This is a genomic window from Loktanella sp. IMCC34160 (assembly GCF_004145845.1).
Classification (GTDB): Bacteria; Pseudomonadota; Alphaproteobacteria; order Rhodobacterales; family Rhodobacteraceae; genus SELP01.
Window position 1 is genome coordinate 50,978 of sequence record NZ_SELP01000007.1, and the last position, 21,456, is coordinate 72,433.

Annotated in this window: 20 protein-coding genes; 10 read left to right on the plus strand and 10 right to left on the minus strand. The window is 64.8% G+C overall.

The features are described 5' to 3' along the window. Positions 1-25 precede the first annotated feature (25 nt). Positions 26-1,045, minus strand: coding sequence for a hypothetical protein (locus tag EU803_RS16140; RefSeq protein WP_129684736.1), 1,020 nt, complete (start codon positions 1,043-1,045; stop codon positions 26-28). A 155-nt stretch (positions 1,046-1,200) separates the two neighbouring features. Here EU803_RS16140 and EU803_RS16145 point away from each other — a divergent pair, with 155 nt between their 5' ends. Beyond that, positions 1,201-2,388 carry an aminotransferase class V-fold PLP-dependent enzyme gene (locus EU803_RS16145; protein ID WP_129684737.1) on the plus strand — a complete coding sequence of 396 codons (1,188 nt, stop codon included), beginning with the start codon at positions 1,201-1,203 and terminating at the stop codon, positions 2,386-2,388. Between the two features lie 53 nt (positions 2,389-2,441). Here EU803_RS16145 and EU803_RS16150 read toward each other — a convergent pair whose 3' ends face one another. Both EU803_RS16150 and EU803_RS16155 read right to left on the minus strand, forming a co-directional pair. After that, on the minus strand, positions 2,442-2,624 hold the full coding sequence (locus tag EU803_RS16150; protein WP_129684739.1) for a hypothetical protein: 183 nt from the start codon (positions 2,622-2,624) through the stop codon (positions 2,442-2,444). 51 nt (positions 2,625-2,675) lie between these two features. After that, a complete protein-coding gene (locus EU803_RS16155; protein WP_129684741.1) occupies positions 2,676-3,788 on the minus strand; it encodes a pyridoxal phosphate-dependent aminotransferase in 1,113 nt (370 codons plus the stop codon). An 89-nt stretch (positions 3,789-3,877) separates the two neighbouring features. On the opposite strand from EU803_RS16155, the gene EU803_RS16160 reads away from it, so the two are divergent. Beyond that, positions 3,878-4,042, plus strand: a complete 165-nt coding sequence (locus EU803_RS16160; protein WP_129684743.1) for a Tat pathway signal protein — start codon at positions 3,878-3,880, stop codon at positions 4,040-4,042. A 48-nt stretch (positions 4,043-4,090) separates the two neighbouring features. On the opposite strand, the gene EU803_RS16165 is transcribed toward EU803_RS16160, so the two are convergent. The 4 genes from EU803_RS16165 to EU803_RS16180 form a co-directional block, all read right to left on the minus strand. After that, entirely contained in the window at positions 4,091-4,513 is a 423-nt protein-coding gene (locus tag EU803_RS16165) for a hypothetical protein (RefSeq protein WP_129684745.1), read from the minus strand. A gap of 6 nt (positions 4,514-4,519) precedes the next feature. Continuing rightward, positions 4,520-4,855 (minus strand): DUF1992 domain-containing protein, encoded by a 336-nt coding sequence (locus tag EU803_RS16170; protein WP_129684747.1) that lies wholly within the window; start codon positions 4,853-4,855, stop codon positions 4,520-4,522. A 138-nt stretch (positions 4,856-4,993) separates the two neighbouring features. After that, positions 4,994-8,035 (minus strand): valine--tRNA ligase, encoded by a 3,042-nt coding sequence (locus EU803_RS16175; protein ID WP_129684749.1) that lies wholly within the window; start codon positions 8,033-8,035, stop codon positions 4,994-4,996. A 208-nt stretch (positions 8,036-8,243) separates the two neighbouring features. Continuing rightward, positions 8,244-8,684: an Lrp/AsnC family transcriptional regulator gene (locus tag EU803_RS16180; RefSeq protein WP_129684751.1), complete on the minus strand. Its 441-nt coding sequence runs from the start codon at positions 8,682-8,684 to the stop codon at positions 8,244-8,246. A gap of 116 nt (positions 8,685-8,800) precedes the next feature. On the opposite strand from EU803_RS16180, the gene EU803_RS16185 reads away from it, so the two are divergent. Next, entirely contained in the window at positions 8,801-9,919 is a 1,119-nt protein-coding gene (locus EU803_RS16185; protein WP_129684753.1) for a type III PLP-dependent enzyme, read from the plus strand. Here the strand turns inward: EU803_RS16185 and EU803_RS16190 are convergent. The 3 genes from EU803_RS16190 to EU803_RS16200 are packed head-to-tail and all read right to left on the minus strand — an operon-like array spanning position 9,916 to position 12,996. Further along, complete coding sequence (locus tag EU803_RS16190) at positions 9,916-10,956, minus strand: ABC transporter substrate-binding protein (protein ID WP_129684754.1); 1,041 nt, start codon at positions 10,954-10,956, stop codon at positions 9,916-9,918. The genes EU803_RS16185 and EU803_RS16190 overlap by 4 nt on opposite strands. Further along, positions 10,929-12,326, minus strand: coding sequence for a sensor histidine kinase (locus EU803_RS16195; protein ID WP_207209228.1), 1,398 nt, complete (start codon positions 12,324-12,326; stop codon positions 10,929-10,931). Before EU803_RS16195 ends, EU803_RS16190 begins: the two co-directional genes overlap by 28 nt. Before the next feature lie 4 nt (positions 12,327-12,330). After that, positions 12,331-12,996, minus strand: coding sequence for a response regulator transcription factor (locus EU803_RS16200; protein WP_129684758.1), 666 nt, complete (start codon positions 12,994-12,996; stop codon positions 12,331-12,333). A 147-nt stretch (positions 12,997-13,143) separates the two neighbouring features. Between EU803_RS16200 and EU803_RS16205 the strand changes: the two genes are divergently transcribed. The 7 genes from EU803_RS16205 to EU803_RS16235 all read left to right on the plus strand — a co-directional run bounded on the left by EU803_RS16205 (position 13,144) and on the right by EU803_RS16235 (position 21,406). After that, on the plus strand, positions 13,144-14,106 hold the full coding sequence (locus tag EU803_RS16205) for a tripartite tricarboxylate transporter substrate-binding protein (protein ID WP_129684760.1): 963 nt from the start codon (positions 13,144-13,146) through the stop codon (positions 14,104-14,106). Beyond that, positions 14,106-14,546, plus strand: coding sequence for a tripartite tricarboxylate transporter TctB family protein (locus tag EU803_RS16210; RefSeq protein WP_129684762.1), 441 nt, complete (start codon positions 14,106-14,108; stop codon positions 14,544-14,546). Before EU803_RS16205 ends, EU803_RS16210 begins: the two co-directional genes overlap by 1 nt. A gap of 10 nt (positions 14,547-14,556) precedes the next feature. After that, the gene (locus EU803_RS16215) at positions 14,557-16,062 is read left to right on the plus strand and encodes a tripartite tricarboxylate transporter permease (protein ID WP_129684764.1); all 1,506 of its coding nucleotides are present in this window, start codon (positions 14,557-14,559) and stop codon (positions 16,060-16,062) included. Continuing rightward, positions 16,062-17,417: an acyclic terpene utilization AtuA family protein gene (locus EU803_RS16220; protein ID WP_129684766.1), complete on the plus strand. Its 1,356-nt coding sequence runs from the start codon at positions 16,062-16,064 to the stop codon at positions 17,415-17,417. Before EU803_RS16215 ends, EU803_RS16220 begins: the two co-directional genes overlap by 1 nt. After that, positions 17,410-17,712 carry a DUF4387 family protein gene (locus tag EU803_RS16225; protein ID WP_129684768.1) on the plus strand — a complete coding sequence of 101 codons (303 nt, stop codon included), beginning with the start codon at positions 17,410-17,412 and terminating at the stop codon, positions 17,710-17,712. The genes EU803_RS16220 and EU803_RS16225 overlap by 8 nt, the downstream gene beginning before the upstream one ends. 235 nt (positions 17,713-17,947) lie before the next feature. Beyond that, the gene (locus tag EU803_RS16230; RefSeq protein WP_129684770.1) at positions 17,948-20,221 is read left to right on the plus strand and encodes a xanthine dehydrogenase family protein molybdopterin-binding subunit; all 2,274 of its coding nucleotides are present in this window, start codon (positions 17,948-17,950) and stop codon (positions 20,219-20,221) included. 105 nt (positions 20,222-20,326) lie between these two features. Then, positions 20,327-21,406, plus strand: a complete 1,080-nt coding sequence (locus tag EU803_RS16235; protein WP_129684772.1) for a DUF2235 domain-containing protein — start codon at positions 20,327-20,329, stop codon at positions 21,404-21,406. Positions 21,407-21,456 lie beyond the last annotated feature (50 nt).

Here is a 21,456-nt window from a genome sequence, read left to right on the forward strand (position 1 = left end):
TGCGGGGCCTTTTCTTGGGCACCTGTCAGCCGCCACAGATCCCCTGAAGCGCGACCCAATCCCGGTCCGACAGGATCGGCGGTGCGGTGCTGCCCGCCATCGGGTCCGCCTCGATCAGATCAAGCGTGGTTTCCCCGGTGATATCAACGGCATAGGCAAAGGGACTGGCGGCGATTTCGGCCCGTGCAAACTGCGCGATCAAGGCGTCGGTGTCGGGCTGTGCCGGGGGGGTGCTGACCAGGGTTTCGGCATAGCTGCGCAGAACCTCGGGCGGCAGGTCGCCAGTTGTCAGCAGGGTGATCGTGGCCCGCAGGCCCGCCGCCTTCAGCAAGGGGTCAAGCGGGTCGGATGACAGGTTGTTCGCCAATTCGGCCAGAACATAGCCCGCAACCACAGCCGGATCCTCGTAGTCCTCGACCAATCCGCGATTGAGCAGGGTAATCCCGCCGGGCAGGCTGCGCGATGTGGGCACGCCGCCGGGAACGACCATAAGCTGGATTTGGCTGCCGGACCCCAGAACCCGGGCGCGCAGACGCGTCAGCGCCGCCGTGCCCACCGCGTCGCGGCAACTGGGGCCGGTCAGGCGTTGCATATGGCCCAGAAGGGTCGCGCCGATCTCGCTGCGCTTGGCGGGCGGAACAACGCCCAGCGTATGGTTCCGCAGCGCATCGGGCAGCCACAGGAACCCAAGGGCGGCCACCCCCGCCACCGACATCGCCAGACCCAACCAGCGCAACCTGCCGGGACGGGGCCGTCGCCGGGCGATGGTCTTGCGCACGGTTTCCACCGCGCCGATCATGATGTCGTCCTCGACCTCAAGCGTTTCACTCCGTTCCGCATCAGGGGCAAAGACCGCCGGGCGCTGGCCGGGGTTGACCCGTTCAATGGCGGCAAGCGACCAATGGGTCAGCGGCCGGCCCGCACTATCGGCAATCACCAGCGTCGCATCGCCAAAGGACACCGTGACCTCGCGCCGCTGTTCCCCGGGCGCGGCGCGCCAAAGGCCGGTCGATTCCAGACGTTCGTATTGCGAAAGTGCCGTCATGCTGCCCGCGTGCTGTTTTGCCCGCAATGATAATACGTTGTGGCCTCTCTGGGTAGGCTTGATCGCTGTGCCGGGGCAGGGGCTTTTCTGACTACACCTTCGGCATTTGGGGCACTAGGGTCTGGCCGACTCATATCGGTTCTGCGGGGTGTTCCATGTCCTTGGCCAACGGTCTGTCCTATCTTGCCATTCCCGGCCCGTCCGTGATTCCCGACCGGGTGTTGCGGGCCATGCATCGGCCCGCGCCGAACATCTATACCGGGGAGCTGCACGACCTGACCCACAGCCTGATCCCCGACCTGAAGGCCGTGGCCCGGACTGATGGCAACGCCACGATCTATATCGCAAACGGTCACGGATTGTGGGAGGCGGCCCTGTGCAACACCTGTTCGCGCGGCGACAAGGTGCTGGTGCTGTCCTCGGGCCGGTTCGGGATCGGCTGGTCGGAAATGGCCGCCGGGCTGCATCTGGATGTTGAGCTGATGCATTTCGGCGAGCGATCCGCCTTTGACTTCGACCAGATCGAAACCGCGTTGCGCGCCGACACCGGGCAGAAGATCCGCGCAGTGCTGATGTGCCATGTCGATACGTCGTCGTCGATCCGCAACGATGTGCGGGCGGTGCGGGACCTGCTGGACGCCGTCGGGCACGGGGCGCTTTTGATGGTGGATTGCATCGCCTCGATGGGATGTGACCGCTACGAGATGGATGCCTGGGGCGCGGATGTGACCATCGCCGCCTCGCAAAAGGGGCTGATGACCCCGCCGGGGATCGGGTTCGCCTGGTTCAACGACAAGGCCGACCGCTGGCGCGAGGATGCGGACCTTGCCAGCCGCTACTGGGATTGGCGGCCACGGGCGAAGCCCGAGATGTATTACCAGTATTTCGATGGAACCGCCCCGACCCATCACCTCTATGGCCTGCGCGAGGCGCTGGACATGATTGCTGAGGAGGGGCTGGAAAATGTCTGGACCCGGCACGAAACCCTGGCCCGCGCCATCTGGGCCGCCTGCGAGGTCTGGGGGCAGGGTGGGGCGCTGCGCCTCAATGTCGCCGACCCGGTGCACCGGTCCCATGCCGTGACCTCGGTCGGGATGGACAGCCCCGATGCGGACCGGCTGCGGCACTGGTGCGAATTTCAGGCCGGATTGACCCTGGGTATTGGGCTGGGCCGGGTGCCAGAGGATGCATGGTTCCGGATCGGGCATATGGGGCATGTGAACGCCCATATGATCCTTGGGGTCATCGGCACCATTGATGCGGGACTGAAGGCGCTGGACATTGCGCATGGACCGGGCGCGGTCGAGGCCGCAACGCGGGTCATCGCCGGGACGGTGGGTTGAAACCCACCTTACTTACGCCCCGCGCTGACCCCGTAAGGTGGGTCTTGACCCACCTAACCCCGCAGCCGTCCGATCAGGGTGATGGTCCGGTCCACCGCCGCTGCGGTGATCGCCACCCAGATCGCCCCGGCCACCGCGTGGATCACCCAAAGCCCCATGAACAGGATCACCCAACACATGGTCAGGAAGGCGTTGGTGTAATTCTCGACCGGGCGGGGGATATGCGGCTTTGGCATCGTCGGGGTCCTTTCCTCTGGCCAGTTTAGCAATCCCGTCCCAGTTTGCGGTTAACGTTTCCGTGCGTCGGCCAGCGCGCCGGGCAGGGCGGCGGCAAAGGCGTCGATGTCTTCGGCACGGCCCACGCTGACCCGGATGCAGCGATCCTGCGGCGCGACGAAGGGCATCCGCACGAAAATGTCCCGCGTCGCCAGCCCCGACAGGACCGCGCGGGCGAAATCGCCATCCGCGCCGCAGTCGATGGCAACGAAATTGGTGGCCGACGGGACAGCCCGCAGCCCGTTGTCGGCGGCAATCGCCGCGATCCGGTCTCGCGCGGCCCCGACCGTAGCCCGGATATGGGCAAGCCAGTCGCCATCCTGAATGGCGGCCAGTGCCCCGGCCTGGCTGATCCGGCACATGCCGAAATGGTTGCGCACCTTGTTGAAGGCGGTGATCACATCCGCAGCAGCAATGGCATAGCCGACCCGCGCCCCTGCCATGCCATGCGCCTTGGAAAAGGTCCGCATCCGGATGACGCGGGGGTCGTCCGGGTCGGTCGCGGGCACAGCCTCGGCCGGGGCAAACTCGACATAGGCCTCGTCCAGCACAAGCAGGCAGCCGTCGGGCACCTGACCGATCATCTTTTCGATGGTCGCGGCCCGGTGCCAAGTGCCCATGGGGTTGTCGGGGTTGGCGATATAGATCAGCTTTGCCCCCACCTCGCGCGCCTTGGCGATCAGCCGGTCAGGGTCTTCATGGTCGCCGGTATAGGGGACGGTGTGCAGCGCCCCACCAAATCCGGCAACGTGATAGTTGAAGGTCGGATAGGCTCCGGCCGAGGTGACAACCGCATCTCCCGGCCCGACGAACAGGCGCACCACAAGCCCCAACAACCCGTCGATCCCTTCGCCAATGGCGAGATTGGTGGCGGGCACGCCAAGTGCCGCCGAAATGGCCGCCCGAAGGTCGTGGCTTTCGGGATCGCCATACATCCAGACCTCGGACGCGGCCCGTTCCATTGCGGCGATGGCGCGGGGCGACGGGCCAAACAGGCTTTCGTTCGCTCCAAGACGGGCGGCAAAGGGACGGCCCCGCGCGCGCTCCTGCGCCTCTGGCCCGACAAAGGGGACGGTGGCGGGAAGGCTCTGGGCCAGCGGGGTCAGGCGCGGATCATCTGTCATGGGGGAAGATAAGCGCCGAAATTCCCCCCTGTGCAAGGGGTTGGCGGCAGGATGGGCGCACATAGGTTGGATCAGAAGGGAGATTGCCCATGACCAAACTGACCCGACGCGGGTTCATCCTGACTGCCGCCGCCGCCGCGGGTGCCCGCGCCCTGCCGCAGATCGCGGCCCGGACTGGTGGGCGGCGCATCCTGACGCTCGTCTTTGACAAGGGGCTGGGGATGATGCGGGCGGTGGACCGGGTCGTGCCGTAGTGGTGGGTCAAGACCCACCTTACGGGCGGCGGGGCGAAATAACTGTGTTCAAGGTTTGGCCCAACGCAGAAAGCAGAACCCGTCTTCAGAGCGGACAGCCAGAAACCCGCCGCACTCAGTTTGCATTCGCACCTCTTGGCAAGACTTCTCCCGCACGACAGAAATCTTCTCGACTCTGGTCTTCGGCAGGTCTTCCAATCCTGTGTGCAGTGTTAAGGGTCCCAAAACCCAAGCTCCAATCTCAGGAACACGAATGAGTTCGTCAATTGTTGGCCACTCTTTGAAGCTACCGACATCATTTGAAGCCAAGGTCGTCAGTGCTTGGCCTTTGACTTCCACGCCAACTGACATTGCTTCGTTGTCCAGTTTGCCATCGGGGCCTATGAAGAATATTCCGACCAGAGTTGAGACGTCGCATCCCAGAAAGCGCTGAAAGAGTACTTCAGTATTTTGCACGTTATCTAAGTTCATTTTCTGCTAGTCCCGCAAAAATTTGCGCCGGGCCTCTTCCGCCATGGCAAGTTTCGTCTGAAGCCGGGATACCTCGGCCATCACCGCCTTGCGGTCCACGGGGTCAATCAACCCGGCCAGTCGGGTCTTCACCGCCTCGATCTGGCGCTTGATGGTGATCTCTTCGGGCAGGGCGCCCGCCTCGGCCATGATCCGAAACCCCACCGCTTCGCCCGGGTCGACAAAGGCGTCTCCGGGCCGCTGGGGCAGGGGTTTGCCCTCGCAAGACAGACCCTGCAACTTGCCCTCGGCCCGCGCCTTGAGCATCCGCCGTTCCGCGATCTTGTCGAGCCACCGGGGCATGGGCCGTTTCCCAGATTGATGCGGCTGAAGTGTCGCACCGAAGGGAGCGCTGAACAAGTCGTCCGCAGGGGAAACGAACGCGCCGCCCAAGCAAATGGACGGCGCGGGGCCAATGTGGCAATCGGCCGGTGACGGGCCTCAGCCGATCTCGGCCAGACGCGCCAACGCGGCGGTCAGCTGCGCCTCTTCCTCTTCGCGCAGGGCAAGGTTGGCGCGGGCCTCTTCAACCACTTCTTCGGGGGCGGAGGCGGCGAATTTTGGGTTGTTCAAACGGCCCCGCAGCCCGCCCAACTCCTTCTGCAACTTGCCAAGGGCTTTTTCGACACGGGCCTTTTCGGCCTCCACGTCAATGATGTCGGCAAGCGGCAGGGCAAAGCTGGCCCCGGCGGTCGGGATGGTGATCGACCCTTTCGGCGCGGTCCCTTCAGTGACCTCGCCAATACGGGCAAGGCGCTTGATCAGCGTCTCGTTATTGGCCAGCGCCGCCTTGGCCGCCGCGTCCGCCTCTTCCATCACCACGGGGACATACAGACCCACCGGCACGTTCATCTGCGCCCGGGCCGAGCGGATGCCTTCGATCAGCGAAATCGCCCAGTTCATTTCCGCGTCCGCGCCCGCATCCACCAGATCGGCGGCAGCAAAGGTCGGCCAATCGGCATGGACCAACATCTTCTGGCGGTCACCCAAGAGGCCCCACAGCTCTTCGGTGATGAAGGGCATGATCGGGTGCAGCATGATCAGGCACTGGTCCAGAACCCAGGCCATGGTCGCCTGGGTTTCGGCCTTCATGGCGTCGTCGCCGTCCAGCAGCAGGGGTTTGGAGAACTCCACATACCAGTCGCAGACCTTGCCCCAGACAAAGGCGTAGAGCCCGTTGGCTGCGTCGTTGAAGCGATAGGCGGCAAGGGCGTCGTCCACCTCCTCGCGGGTCTTGGCGACCTCGCCCACGATCCATTTGTTCACCGTGGCGGTGGGGGTGGGGATGCGGCCATCCGAATGGGTCGCTCCGTTCATCTCGGCAAAGCGGCAGGCGTTCCACAGTTTGGTGCCGAAGTTGCGGAAGCCCTTGATCCGGTCCTCGGACAGTTTCAGCACGCCGCCGATCGCCGCCATGGAGGCATTGGTAAAGCGCAGCGCATCGGCCCCGTATTCATCAACGATCACCAGCGGGTCGATGACATTGCCGGTGGTCTTCGACATCTTCTTGCCCTTCTCGTCGCGGACAAGTTGGTGCAGATAGACGGTGTGGAACGGGTTCTGGCCCATGACCGCATGGGACATCATCATCATCCGGGCGACCCAGAAGAACAGGATATCCTGCCCGGTGATCAGAACGTCCGTGGGGAAGTATTTCGACGTGCTGTCATCCCAGGTCGGCCAGCCAAGGGTGCCGAAGGGCCAGAGACCGGAGGAGAACCAGGTGTCGAGCACGTCGGGGTCGCGGAACACTGGAGCGGCCATAAGCTGTTTGGGCTCTTCAGCAGCACGCTTTGCTGAGTCACCGTCGGGGAATGCAACGGCCATAATGCCGTAATGGTCCATGGCCTTTTCTAGAGCTTCGTCTTCTGTTGGCGCACAAAATGAAGTGAGTTCATTGAAGTCGATGGTGAAGTCCAGAGTGCCGTCAGCATGTTCCTGATAGTGAATTTTCGGCCCATACCAAACCGGAATCTGATGTCCCCACCACAGCTGGCGCGAGATGCACCAGGGCTCGATGTTTTCCAGCCAGTGGTAATAAGTCTTTTCGCCGGACTCCGGCATGATCTTCACATCGCCGTTGCGGACCGCCTCCAGCGCGGGGCCGACGACCTTTTCGGCGTCGACGAACCACTGGTCGGTCAGCATCGGTTCGATCACGACCTTAGAACGATCGCCAAAGGGCTGCATGATCTTCTTGGCCTCGACCAGCGGGACCAGCGCCGCCGGGTCGTCATCCTCGCCCAGCTTGCGGCCCAGAACCGGGTTGTCGGCGCGGGTCATCACGGCCAGCCCCTCGGCGGTGATCTCGGCAATCACCTTTTCGCGCGCCTCGAACCGGTCCAGCCCGCGCAGGTGATCGGGGACAAGGTTGATGGCGTCGGCTTCGGCTTCAGTCAGGGTGCGCTCGCCCTTGGCCACGGCCATGGCGGTATTCGCGCACTCCTCGTAGGACGCACCATCGGCCCGCATCGCGCCCTTCACGTCCATCAGGCGATACATCGGGATGCCGCCGCGCTTGGCCACCTGATAGTCGTTGAAGTCATGCGCGCCGGTGATCTTCACCGCGCCCGACCCGAAATCCTTGTCCGGATATTCATCGGTGATGATCGGGATCAACCGGCGGTGTTCCTTGGGACCAACGGGAATTTCACAAAGTTTCCCGACGATTGGGGCATAACGTTCATCCGATGGATGAACCGCTACCGCACCATCGCCCAGCATGGTTTCGGGCCGCGTGGTGGCGATAGAGATGTAATCGCGCTCTTCCTCCAGCACGATGTTCCCATCCTCGTCCTTCTCGACATAGGTATAGGTCGCGCCGCCGGCGAGCGGGTATTTGAAGTGCCACATATGGCCGTCAACCTCGATATTCTCGACCTCAAGGTCGGAAATCGCGGTCTCGAAATGCGGGTCCCAGTTCACCAGCCGCTTGCCGCGATAGATCAGGCCCTTTTCGTACATATCGACGAAAACCTTGATCACCGCGTCGTGGAAATTGCCCTGTGCATCGGCCTTGGGGGCACCGGGGGCGCCGGACATGGTGAAGGCGTTACGCGACCAGTCGCAGGACGACCCGAGCCGTTTCAGCTGGTCGATGATCGTGTTGCCGTATTGGCCCTTCCATTCCCAGACCTTGGCCAGGAAATCCTCGCGGCTCATGTCGGTGCGGCGCAGGTTGCTTTCGGCCTTCAGCTTCTTTTCGACCTGAAGCTGGGTGGCGATGCCCGCGTGGTCCTGCCCCGGCTGCCACAGGGTGTCAAAGCCGCGCATCCGGTGCCAGCGAACCAGAATGTCCTGCAACGTATTGTTGAACGCATGGCCCACATGCAGCGCGCCGGTCACGTTGGGGGGCGGGATCATGATGGTGAAGGTGTCATCGCGCGAGGCATTGGCCCCGGCTTTGAACGCGCCAGCATCTTCCCACATCTTGTAGATGCGGGCCTCGGCCTCGGCGGCGTTGAATGTCTTTTCCATCGGCATGATCGTCCCTTTCGCGCGGCAGGTTTCGCGTCCGGGGTCTGTTAGCGAATGTTGGCGGCAAGGGGAAGCGGGAAGGGGGCGGTGGGTTGAAACCCACCTTACTTTTCAGGGGCGCTGCCCCTCTGGCCCGTGCCGGGCCATTCACCCCGGAGTATTTGGGGCAAAATGAGAGTGGGGGTGTAAGGTGGGTTTCAACCCACCATCCCGGTCACACGGTCCGGTCGATCCGTGTCGAGAGGTGGATCAGGCTTTCCATCACCTCAACCCCGTCGATCGCGCCGATCCGGTCCAATGCCTCGTCCAGCGCCATGGTGCTTTCGGTGCGCAGCTGGCAGGCCAGATCGAACCGGCCAGAGGTGGTGTGCACCCGCTCGACCGCCGCAAGCCGCCCCAGTTCCCGCAGCACGGCGGCCTGCGCCGTGGGCCGCATGTGGATCAGCACCGTGGCGCGGATCATGTTCCGCTCTGCCGCCTCGGTCAGTTTCACGGTATAGCCCGCGATCACCCCGGCCCGTTCCAGCCGGTCCAGCCGCGCCTGCGCCGTGGTCCGAGCGATGCCCAGTTTCGTCGCGATCTTGGCCACGGGCAGCCGGGCATTGGCCCCAAGAAGGGCCAGAAGCTGCCGGTCGATTTCATCAGGTTCGGTCATACTGACAGGTCTAACGTCGAAATGACCAAAAATACAAACGCTTTGCACAAAGTGCCGCGATGAATCGACCAAGACCTGCCGCAAACTGAAAGAAAACCAGCAGGCAGGTTCCGACAATGTTGCAGCGCCCCCTTCTTCCGACCGACCCGATTAACTGGCTGGCGGCCACCCGGCCCGATGTGCCGGTGCATTTCTTTTCGCCCGTCGCCCTGCGCGATCGGCTTCGCGCCTTTCAGGACGGCTTTCCCGGCATGGTGACCTATGCGGTCAAGGCCAACCCCTCGCGGCTGGTCCTGTCCGAACTATGTGCGGGCGGTATTGCCGGGTTCGACGTCGCCTCGCCACAAGAGATCGCGACGATCCGCAAGATCTGCCCGGGCGCTGTTCTGCATTACAACAACCCGGTTCGGTCGACCGAGGAGATCGCGGCGGGGATTGCCGCCGGGGTCGCGTCCTGGTCGGTCGATGACGGGGCGGAACTGGACAAGCTGATCGCCGCCGGGGTCGGCGGAGAGGTGGCGGTGCGGTTCAAGCTGCCGGTCGCCGGCGCGCATTACGATTTCGGGGCCAAGTTCGGCGCCGAGGAGGCCGAGGCCGTGGCGTTCTTATCCCGTGTCGCCACGGCCGGCCTGACCCCGGCACTGACGTTCCACGTTGGCACCCAATGCGGCGATCCCGCGGCCTATGCCACCTATCTTGCCGCCGCCGCCCGGATTGCCCGCGCCGCGGGCGTTCAGGTGGCCCGGGTCAACGTGGGTGGCGGGTTCCCGTCGGCCCGTAATGGCCAGCCGCTGGACCTGACCCCCTATTTCGACGCGATCGGCGATGCGCTGCGCCACTTCGACACCCCGCCCGCGCTAGTCTGCGAACCGGGGCGCGGGTTGGTCGCGGACAGCTTTGCCTATGCGGTGCGGGTCAAATCCCTGCGGTCGGGTCGCGCCTATCTGAACGATGGAATCTATGGCGGGCTGTCCGAATTCCCGTCGATGGTGTTGCCCGCCTTCCGGGTCTTCGCGCCCGATGGCACCACGCGGGCCGCCGCGCCGATGCCCCGGATTGTCTTCGGTCCCACCTGCGACAGTCTCGATCAGCTTCCCGCGCCGCTCGACCTGCCCGGTGACCTGGCCGAGGGGGATTACATCCTGTTTGGGTCCATGGGGGCCTATCTGACCGGGGTCACTACCCGGTTCAATGGCTACGGCGCCCGCGATACGGTCGAGGTGGCGCGGCTTTAGGGCTGCACCACCGCCGCCGTCCATTCGTTCAGGAACCGTTGCCGTTTCAACGGATCGACGAAGACCAGAAGCCCGGGGTCCAGCCGGATCGGGCGCAGATAGGGGTCGGCGGCGAGCGCGGCCTCGGAAATCGGGGGCAGGCCGGTTTCCGATGCAATCAACCTTTGCCCGTCCCCGGACAACAGGAAATCCACAAAGGCCCCGGCCGCATCCGGGTTGGGCGCGGTGCGGGGGATCAGCGCCGTCCGCAGCAGCACATGGGTGAAATCCTCGAACGCGACGATCCGCGCGTCGCCGTCCGGGTCCAGCTGCGCCTCGGCGTATGATCCCAGCACGTTATAGGCCAGCGCAAGTTTGCCCGATTGCACATCGGCGATCATCGCGCCGGTGGTGTCATAGAGGCGCGGCGACAGGCCGCCCATGACCTCGGACAGCCGCCAATAGGTATCTGACTGGCGGGCGTCCTGCGTGGCAAACAGGTATCCCGCGCCAGACCGGTTCGGGTCATAGGTGCCGATCCGCCCGTCGAAGGCCTCTGGCCGGTCGCGCAGGGCGCGGATCAGATCGGACCGCGTGCGGGGCAGGGGGCCGTCAAAGGCGCGGGCCGAGGCGATCATCACCACCGGTTCCTGCGCAAAGGCAAAAAGTTGATCCCGCCAACGGGCCCAACCGGGCAGGGCCTGCGTGGGCGCACTGCGGTGCGACAGGGCAAACCCGTCATTGGCCAGCTTCATTTGCAGGTCCATCGCAGAAGACACCGCAAGGTCAAAGGCGGCCCCTTCATCGTGCAGCGCCTTATAGACCTCTTGCGTGCTGGCCACGGTATAGTGGATAGGCACATCGGGATTGTCGGCCTGAAACGCGTCCAACAGGGGCGCGAAAATCTCGGTGTCGGTGGTCGACAGGATACGCAGCGGCGCTGTGGGGGCACCCGAGGGGGCGGGAAAGACCTGTTCCTCCTCAACATCGAACCCAAGGGCCAACCGGGGCAGGGCGACGCAGAAAGCGATTACAAGGGCAGCGATAGTTCGGCGCATGTGCCGCCTCCTTCCCGTTCGGTGATGCGGAACTCTCCGCCCTGCGCGCGGGCGACCTCGCGCACGATGGTCAGGCCAAGGCCCGATCCCACCACATCGGCCACGTTGGTGCCGCGCCGAAACCGGCCCGTCAACTGCGTCGTGCGGGCGCCTGACAGCCCGCGCCCCCGGTCCAGCACGCGGATCACGGCCCGCCCCCCGTCGGTGCCGACCGTGACGGCGACCGACCCGTCGGGCAGGGAATATTTGATCGCGTTGTCCAGCAGGTTGCGCAGCGCGGATTCGACCAAAAGCCGGTCGGCGGTGATCTCGACCGGCGGGGCGCAAAGGTCGGTCGTCAAGTCGATGTCGCGGATGTCGGCGGTTGGTCCGAAACTGTCCGACATGTCGCGGGCCAACTGGCACAGGTCGATCCGTTCCTCGGTCCGCTGGTCGGTGCGATAGACGACCGCTGCATGGTCCAGCAACTGGCCCGCCGACCGGGCGCTGTCGTCGGCGGCGCGGATCATCGCGCGCAGGCTATCGCGGGTGGCTTCGTCATCGGTTTTGCGCAGGGCAATTTCGGCCTGGGTGCGCAGGGTGGCCAGCGGTGTGCGGATATGGTGGGCGGCTTCGGCGATAAAGGTTTCGGTCCGCGACAGGGCCCCCGACAGCCGCGCGATGAACCCGTTCAGGGCCCGCACCAGCGGCGCAAGTTCCGACGGAACCGGGCGTTCCACCGGGCGCAGATCATCCGGGCCGCGCCGCCCCACAGCCTCTGCCAGTCGCTGCACGGGGTTCAGGACCGACCGCGCGGTGATGACGGACAGCACGGCGGCAAGGGCAAAGAACCCCAGCCCCAGCAGCGCCGCCCGGTTGGCCATCTGCGCGACAATCGCGTCCTTGGCACCGCGCGTTTGGGCGACGATCACCATGACCTCGGTATTGCGCCCCTCGACCAGCACCGACCGGACGACCGCCGCTGCCCGCACCTCGGACCCATCGTAGGATGTGGTAAAGAACCGGGGGTCCAGCCCGCTGCCCGGCGGGCTTTCGGGTAGGGCAAGGTCGGGGTAGCCGGTGACCGTCTCGCCGCCCACAAGGATGCGGTAGAACACCCGGTCCTCGCCGATGGAACCGAGCATGGAAAAGGCGGTGTAGGGGATGTCGATGGACACCCCGTCCTCGCCGCCGCGCAATTCCTCGGCAATGGCGATGGTGGCCGCGCCAAGGATGCTGTCCTGCGTGGTTTCGACCGCTGTATCGGCCACGCCCCGGACGGACAGATACAAAAGCCCCGACAGAACCGCCGCCACGATCAGCAGTTGCACCACGAGTTGGCGGCGAATCGATCCCCCGGTGGCGGGGCGGAGATGGGGGCGGTTCACCACCTGCCTAATCCGTCACCAGCCGATATCCGACCCCGCGCACCGTTTCGATCCGGGCCGCCGATCCGTCCAGTTTCTTGCGCAACCGGCCCACATAAACCTCGATCGCGTTGTCGGTCACGGCCTCGGTGGCCGAGAACAGCCGGTCGCACAATTGGCCCTTCGAATAGATGCGGCCGGGGGCGGCCAGAAGGATCTCGAACAGGCGCAGTTCGCGGTTGCGCAACTCCCGGTCTGCCCCCGCGACCCGGACCGTGGCCGACAGCGGATCAAAGGTCAGATCGGCAAAGCTGACCGAAGGGGAAGAAGTGCCCATACGCCGCCGCAGAACCGCGCGAACGCGGGCCTCCAGTTCATTGAAATCAAATGGTTTCGTGACGTAGTCATCGGCCCCGGTATCCAGCAGGGCGACCCTGTCCGATACCGCCGAGCGTGCGGTCATCACGATCACCGGTGTGTCGCGCTTGGCCCGCCTGTGGGCGGCCAGAAAATCGCGTCCGTCCCCATCGGGCAACATGATGTCCAGAAGGATCAGGTCATAGGTCGCGGCGGCCAGATGGTCCTCTGCCTCGGACAGGGTTCCGGCGATATCCACCCCATGTCCGTCCAACGCCAGCCGGTCCGCGACCGACCGGGCCAGATCCGGGTTATCTTCGACCAGCAGAAAGCGCACGCGGTTCTCCCTTGCCTGAAAAAAGTGCGGCGGTGACAGGTTGGTGTCAGGTTGGGGGCGAAGTCTGCATTCCGCAAGGGGCGCATTGCCCTCCCGGAGGAAGGGGGGCCGCGCCACCCGCTGCTTTGGAACTTTGGGAGGAAACCAATGAACAAGACCCTACGCGCCCTTCTGACGGGCGCCGCCCTGTCGATCACCGCCAGCACCGCCTTTGCGGCCGAATGCATCGCGCCCGCCAACCCCGGTGGAGGCTGGGACTTCACCTGCCGTCAGGTGGGCAAGCTTCTGTATGATCTGGGTCAGGTCGACAGCCCCGTGCAGGTCACCAACATGGCTGGCGCCGGTGGCGGGCTTGCCTTTGCCCATGTGGTCGCCGAACGCGCAACCGATGCCGAACTGATCGTTGCCGCCTCTTCCGCCACCACCACGCGTCTTGCACAGCGCGCCTATGGTGATGCCAGCGCCGATCAGGTGCGTTGGGTCGGGGCCATCGGTGCCGATCCGGGCGTGATCGTCGTGGCCGCCGACAGCCCGATGCAGAACCTTGAAGATATGGTCAACGCGATCAAGGCCGACCCCGGTTCGGTTGCCTTTGCCGGTGGCTCTGCCGCGGGCGGGTTCGACCACATGAAGCCGCTGATGGTGCTTCAGGCCGGTGGTTTCTCGGACATCACGCAGGTCAAGTATATCGGCGTCGATGGTGGCGCGGATGCGATCACCCAGACCGTGGGCGGTTTCACTCAGGCGATGACCGGCGACATGTCGGAAATCGTGGGCTTCCTCGAATCCGGTGAAGTGCGCGCCCTTGCGGTCCTGACCGAAGAACGCGTCCCGGGGTTCGAAGATATCCCGACCGCGATGGAGCAGGGCTTTGACGTGGTCGCCGTGAACTGGCGCGGCTTCTATGTCCCGCATGACATCTCGGACGAAGAGTTCGATGCATGGGCCGCCAAGATCCAGGCCGTCGCCGACAGCCCGGAATGGGCCGAAACCATGGCCGCCAACGGTCTTGCCCCCTTCACCAAGGTGGGTGGCGACTTCCAGGGCTGGGTGGATCAGGTGATTGCCGATACCGAGGCGCTGAGCCGCGAGATTGGTGTGATCCAGTGATGAAAACCGACCGCATCTTCGGAGTGGTCGTGATCCTGGGGGCGCTCGCGTATGTCGCGAGCGCCCTTCAAATCCCGACCAGTTTCCTGTCCGACCCGGTCGGGCCCAAGACATTCCCGGTGCTGATCGCCAGCATTGCGGCGCTGTGTGGTGTCTTCATGGTGTTCAAGCCGGACGACGAACCGGACTGGCCGCCCTTGCCCGCGCTTTTGGCGCTGGTGCTGTCGGTGGTGGTTCTGGTCGGCTACGCCTATGCGCTGAAGCCTTTGGGCTTCATCCTTCCGACCGCGATTGCCGCCGCGATCCTCAGCTACCAGATCAACCCGCGTCCGACCTTTGCCGCCCTTGCGGGTGTGGGCCTGTCGGTCGGGTTGTTCGTTCTCTTCAAATTCGTGCTTGGGCTTGGGCTGGTCGCCTTTCCCAAGGGACTGACCGGATAGGGGGCCAGTCATGGACATCATTTCAAACCTCGCGTTGGGCTTTTCCATCGCGCTGTCGCCCTGGACGCTGATGCTGGCGGTCATGGGGTGCTTTATCGGCACCATTGTGGGCGCACTGCCGGGTCTTGGGCCGTCGAACGGGGTCGCGATCCTGATCCCGATCACCTTCACCATGGGGCTGGACGCGACCGCCGCGCTGGTGCTGCTGACCTCTGTCTACTACGGCGCCATGTATGGCGGGCGGATCAGTTCGATCCTTCTGAACATCCCCGGTGATGAACCCGCGCTGATGACAACGCTGGACGGATACCCGATGGCCAAGGCAGGTCGGGCGGGGGATGCGCTGGTGATCTCGGGCTTTGCCTCGTTCTGGGGCGCGCTGTTCGCCACGGTCATGCTGGCCCTGATCGCCCCGGCGCTGAGCCGGATCGCCTATCAATTCGGCCCGGCGGAATACTTCGCGCTCTACCTCTTGGCCTTCTCCACCCTCGGCGGAATTGCCTCGAACAATCAGGCCAAGGCGGCTTTCGCCTCTTGCGTGGGCCTGGGGATTTCGGTGATCGGTCTGGACAATTTCAGCGGCATGCCCCGGATGACCGGCGGCAACCTGCACCTGATGGACGGGATCGATTTCCTTGTTGCCATCGTGGGCCTTTTTGCAGTGTCCGAGGTGTTCTTCTTCATCGAAAAGCACGGCAAGGGCGGCGCGGTTGGCGTGGCGCTGGGCAAGGTCACGGTGCCTTGGGCTGAAATCTGGTCGACCCGCTGGACGCAGGTCCGGTCCGGCATCGTCGGATTTATCGCCGGCGTCCTGCCCGGTGCGGGGGCCTCGCTCGGGTCGTTCCTGACCTATATGATGGAAAAGACGATCGCCGGTCCCAATGGGGGCTTTGGCACCGGGGTGGCCAAAGGGGTCGCTGCGCCCGAGGCGGGCAATAACGCCGCCGCTGGCGGGGCGCTGGTGCCGATGCTGACGCTGGGCGTGCCGGGATCGGGGACCACGGCGGTTCTTCTGGCCGTGCTGATGACCCTGAACATCACCCCCGGCCCGACCCTGTTCACCGACCGGCCCGAGGTCGTCTGGGGCCTGATCGCATCGCTTCTGATCGCGAACTTCGTCCTGCTGGCGATGAACGTGCCGATGGTGAAGGTCTTCGTGAAGGTCCTGCAGGTGCCGCCCGCGCTGCTGCTGCCCGGCGTCACGATGGTGTCTTTCGTCGGGATCTATTCGCTGACGGGGGGCTACTTCGACCTTCTGCTGATGATCATTTTCGGGGTCGTGGGCTATGTCTTTCGCAAGATGGACATCCCGACCGTGCCGGTGATCCTTGGCATTCTTCTGGGGTCGAACATGGAGGACGCGCTGCGCCGCGCCATGGTTCTGAGTGATGGGGAAGTGACCTATCTCTTCTCCTCGCCGATCGCGGTGGGTCTGTGGATCTTCGCCATCGCGGGCTTCGTCGCGCCGGTCTTCCTGCGCGGATACATCAAGAAGCCGCAAGCGGTGACCGACTGATGCCAACCCGCGTCCTCATCCCTTCGGGCGCGCTGGGCCTCGGCTATGATGCCGAGGCCCTTGCCCGTGGCATTGCCCTGAACCCCGATCTGATCGCCATCGACGGCGGGTCGACCGACAGCGGCCCGTCCTACCTTGGGCGGGGTGTGTCGAAATATTCCCGCGCGGGGACCAAGGCCGAATGGAAGGGTCTGATCGAGGCGCGGGCACAGGCGGGCTGTCCGCTGGTCATCGGGACTGCGGGAACCTGCGGCACCGACAGCACTGTCGACTGGTTTCTTGATATCACCCGCGAATGTCTGGCTGAACTGGGGCAGACCGCCAAGATCGCCGTCTTGCGGTCTGAACAGGCCCCGGCCGAGGTGGCCAAGGCCTTCGCCGCCGGTCGGGTTGCGGCCCTGCCGGCGGCGCCCGAGATCGACGCCGACCTGATCGGAAGCTGCACCCATATCGTGGCCCTTGCCGGGGCCGAACAGATCGCCGCCGCGATCGACACCGGGGCCGAGATCATCATCGCGGGCCGCACCACCGACACAGCCACCATCGCGGCCCTGCCCCTGATGCGGGGCGATCATGCCGGGGGCGCGTGGCACGGGGCCAAGATCGGGGAATGCGGCGCGCTTTGTGCTACGAACCCGCAATCGGGGGTGATCGTGATCGACTTTGACGCCACCGGGTTTACCGTGACCCCGCTGGCCGACGGGGCCTATTGCACGCCGCATACCGTGTCGGCGCATATGCTTTACGAAAACTCCGACCCGTTCATCCTGCATGAACCGGGCGGGCATCTGGATGTGACCGCCGCGCGCTATGTGCAGAAAGACGACCGGTCGGTCCGGGTGGACGGGTCGGTCTGGGTGCCGTCGGACCGCTATACCGTCAAACTGGAAGGCGCGCGGACCGCCGGGTTCCAGACCATCCTGATGGCCACGATCCGCGACCGCCGCTATGTCGAAAACATCCATGCGTGGTGCGATGATATTCTGGCCAAGCACGGGGCGCGGGTGCAGAACCGCCTTGGCCTGTCGCCAGAGGAGTTCAGCGTGGAACTGCGGGTGATCGGGGTGGACGCGACACTGGGCAAACTGGAAAACCGTGCCACCCCGCCGGTCGAGGTCGGGGTTCTGGGGATCATCACCGCGCCCACGCAGGACCGCGCCAACGAGATCGGCAAGCTTCTCAACCCCTTCCTGCTGCACCATCCGCTGACACGCGAAGAAGAGCAGCCGACCTTTGCCTTCCCCTTCTCCCCGGCCGAGATCGACCGGGGGGCGGCCTATGAATTCTGCCTCAATCACGTTCTGACCCTGTCAGACCCGATGGAGGCCTTCCGGCTGGAGGTGATCAATGCCTGAACTGGGGCAGATCGTTGAAAAGGTGCGGTCCAAGAACGCGGGGCCGTTCTGGCTGACCGTCGATATCTTCTGCGGCTCGCCAGAGGCATTTGCAAGGGTCAGCGCCGGACTGTCCAGTGACCGGGTCGCCGCCCTGTTTCAAGTCGATCCGGCGCAGCTCAAACGGTTCGATATCCCGGACCTGAACGTGGTGAAGTTTTCCATGCCGCGCCCGAACGTGCAGGGGATGGCGCAGGACAGGGATATGCACGGCGCGGGCTGGGCCCCGCTTCTGGCCGAGTTGGACCTGAACTGACCATCCGGGGCTGGACAGTGCCGCCCCGCCCGCTACGCTACTGGCAAGACAGACGGCGTGCTTGGGCAAGATTTCCAACGATACCGTGCTTCGCCCCGGCCTTTCGCAGAAAGGCCACGCGCCGTCCGCCCCCATGGGCGGCGCGTTCCGCGCCACCCGCGGACGGCTGGTACTGAGTGGTATGGTGGAAACACAATGGACAAGTTGGCCTCAAGAGAAGAGCGGACAAGAGCACATGGAAAAATTCGGGCGCAGCCAATCCGTTAAACGGGTCGAGGATATCCGGTTCCTGACCGGGCAGGGCCGCTATGTGGACGATATTGCACCCGACGGCGCGCTGGTGGCCTATGTCCTGCGGTCGCCCATGGCGCATGGGGCCATCACGGAACTGGACGTTGCCGACGCCCGCGAGGCGCCCGGCGTGCATCTGGTATTGACCGCCGCCGATCTGGAAGCGGCGGGGCTGAACATGGGCCTCAAGGGCAGCCGCGCCACCAACCGCGACGGCACCAAGGGCGCCGCGCCCGAACGCCCGATCCTTGCCCGCGACCGGGTCCGCCATCTGGGCGAGGCGGTGGCGATGATCGTTGCCGACACCATGGCAGAGGCCCGCGATGCGGCCGAGATGATCCTGCTGGATATCGACGAGGCTGACCCGCACCTTGGCCTTGTCACGGGCGGCCCGCAGATCCATCCCGAGGCCCCGGACAACATCGCCTTTGACTGGGGCTTCGGAGACGAAGCCGAGGTCGAGTCGGCGATCGCCCGTGCTGCCCGCGTTGTCCGGGTCGAGATACCCGACAACCGGGTGATCGTGAATTCGATGGAGCCGCGGGGCTGTTTCGCAGAACCCGAAGGCGACCGTCTGCATGTTTCGGTGAACGGGCAGGGGGTCTGGGAATCGAAAAAGGAAATCTGTTTCCACCTGAAGCTTGACCCCGCGCAGGTCCGGGTGACCAACCCCGATGTCGGCGGCGGTTTCGGGATGAAGGCAATGCGTTATCCCGAAATGGTGCTGGTGGCCCACGCCGCCCGCGCGCTGGGCCGTCCTGTCCGCTGGATGTCTGAGCGGACCGAGGCGATGCTGTCCGACAATGCCGGGCGCGATCTGACCTCGACCGCGACGCTGGCCTTTGACGCGGCCAACCGCATCATCGGCTACAAGGTGGAAAGCATCGCGAATATGGGCGCCTACAACAGCCAGTTCGCCCAAGGCATCCAGACAGAGCTGTTCACCAAGGTCGCGCCGGGCACTTACGACATCCCGGCCATGTGGCTGCAATGCACGGGTGTCTATACCAACACGACGCCCGTCGATGCCTATCGTGGTGCGGGCCGCCCCGAGGCGATCTTTGTGTTGGAACGGGCCATGGATCAGGCCGCGCGGGAACTGGGGGTCGATCCGCTGGACCTGCGGCGGATCAATTTCATCAGGCCCCACCAGTTTCCCTATACCACCCGCGCCGGCGTCACCTACGACGTGGGCGATTTTGCCCGCGTGTTGGACCGGGCCGTGGAAAAGGCGGATCTGCCGGGTTTTGCCGCGCGCCGCGCCGACAGCGCGGCCAAGGGCAACCGACGCGGGATCGGGCTGTGCTATTACATCGAAAGCATCCTAGGCGACCCCGAGGAAACGACCCGTGTTGACTTCAATGCAGACGGCACCGTGTCGGTCTTTGTCGGCACCCAGTCGAACGGGCAGGGGCATGAAACCGTTTATGCCGCCTATCTGTCCGACCAGACCGGCATCCCGATGGAGGCGATCACCATCGTGCAGGGCGACAGCGACCTGATCGCGACGGGTGGCGGCACCGGTGGGTCGCGGTCGGTGACGGTTCAGAACACCGCCACGCTGGCCACGGTGGGACAGATCATCGAAACCTTCTCCGCCTTTCTGGCCGATCACGAAGGGGCGGACGCCGGGACCATCAGGTTTGATGACGAACGGTTCCGCATTCCGGGCTCGAACCTGACCCCGACCATGCTGGAAGTGGCCGGGATGGCCCGCGCCGCTGGCCGGACCGACCTTCTGTCGCAGTCAAAGACCATCCGTCTGGACAACCGGTCCTTCCCGAACGGCGCGCATCTGGCCGAGGTGGACATCGACGGAGAGACGGGACAGGTCACGCTGGCCCGCTATACGGTCGTTGACGACTTCGGCAACCTGATCAACCCGATGCTGGCCGAAGGGCAGGTGCACGGCGGGGTGGCGCAGGGGGTGGGGCAGGCCCTGACCGAACATGTGGTCTTTGACGACAGCGGACAGCTTCTGACCGCGACCTTCATGGACTACGCGATGCCGCGCGCCGCCGATCTGCCGATGATCTCTTTCACCTCGGAACCGACCCCGTCGCTGTATAACCCGCTTGGGATGAAAGGCTGTGGCGAGGCCGGGACGGTCGGTGCGCTGGCCGCCGTGACCAACGCGGTGATCGACGCGCTGGACGGACGACAGGCCCATATGCCGTTCACCCCGCAACGGGTCTGGCAGGCCATGCAGGGCCAGTAACAAAGGCTCACGCGGTTTTTCATGGATTCTTCAGCCGCCATGGGCAGACTGGGGACATGATACGCATGGCGACTTATTCCGCCATCGGCAGAAAGGGGCGCGGAAATGGCCTCTCTGCGTGACTGGCTGTTCGGCCTGATCGGCCGCGGCCCCCGCCACGAAGAAGGGCAGGGGCGGCACCGTGGGCCTGCGACCCATGTGATCGTTCTGGACGGGACGATGTCGACGCTGGACGACGGCGATGAAACAAACGCCGGGATCACCTTCAAGCTGCTGCGCGAGGCCGGGATCAGGGCCAACCTGACCGTCTATTACGAGGCGGGGATTCAGTGGCGCGACTGGTCCGGAACCTATGGGGTGATGACCGGCAAGGGGATCAACCGGCAGATAGAACGGGCCTATGGAGTGCTGGCCTCGCGCTACCGGCCCGGGGACAAGATCATCCTGATCGGCTATTCCCGCGGCGCCTATGCGGTGCGGTCCCTGGCCGGGGTCGTGGGGATGGTCGGGCTGGTGCGCCACGATCAGGCGACGGTGCGCAATATCCGGCAGGCCTATCGCCATTACCGGACCGGCGCCCGCAGCAAATACGCCGCCAAGTTCCGCGAACTCTATTGTCACCCCGATACCGAGATCGAGGCCGTGGCCTGCTGGGACACGGTCAAGGCGCTGGGGATGCGGCTGCCGATCATCTGGCGCTGGGCCGAGGCGACCCATCATTTCCACGACCATGGTCTGTCGAACCATGTGCGACACGGGTTCCACGCACTCGCGCTTGACGAAACCCGCGAGGCCTATGCCCCGGTCATGTGGGAAACCCCGCCCGACTGGCCCGGCGTGATGGAGCAGGTCTGGTTCCGGGGCACCCACGGGGACGTGGGCGGGCAGTTGGGGGGCGACCACGCGGCCCGGCCACTGGCCAATATCCCGCTGGTTTGGCTTCTGGGGCGGCTGGAGGACTGCGGGCTGGACCTGCCGGACGGCTGGCGCGACAGGTTTCCCTGCGATGTTGCCGCGCCGTCGATCGGAACATGGCGCGGCTGGGGCAAGCTGTTCCTGTCCCGGCGGCGTCGGATCGTTGGGCGTGACCCGTCCGAACGGCTGCATGTCACGGCACAGGGACATCCCAAGGCGGAAACCCTCGATCTGACAAAAACAGCCCGCCTGGCGGGACAGGCGGGCTGAAGGACGCGGGCGGGGCGAGTGACACGGGAATGGTGCCCCGCTGAACGGGG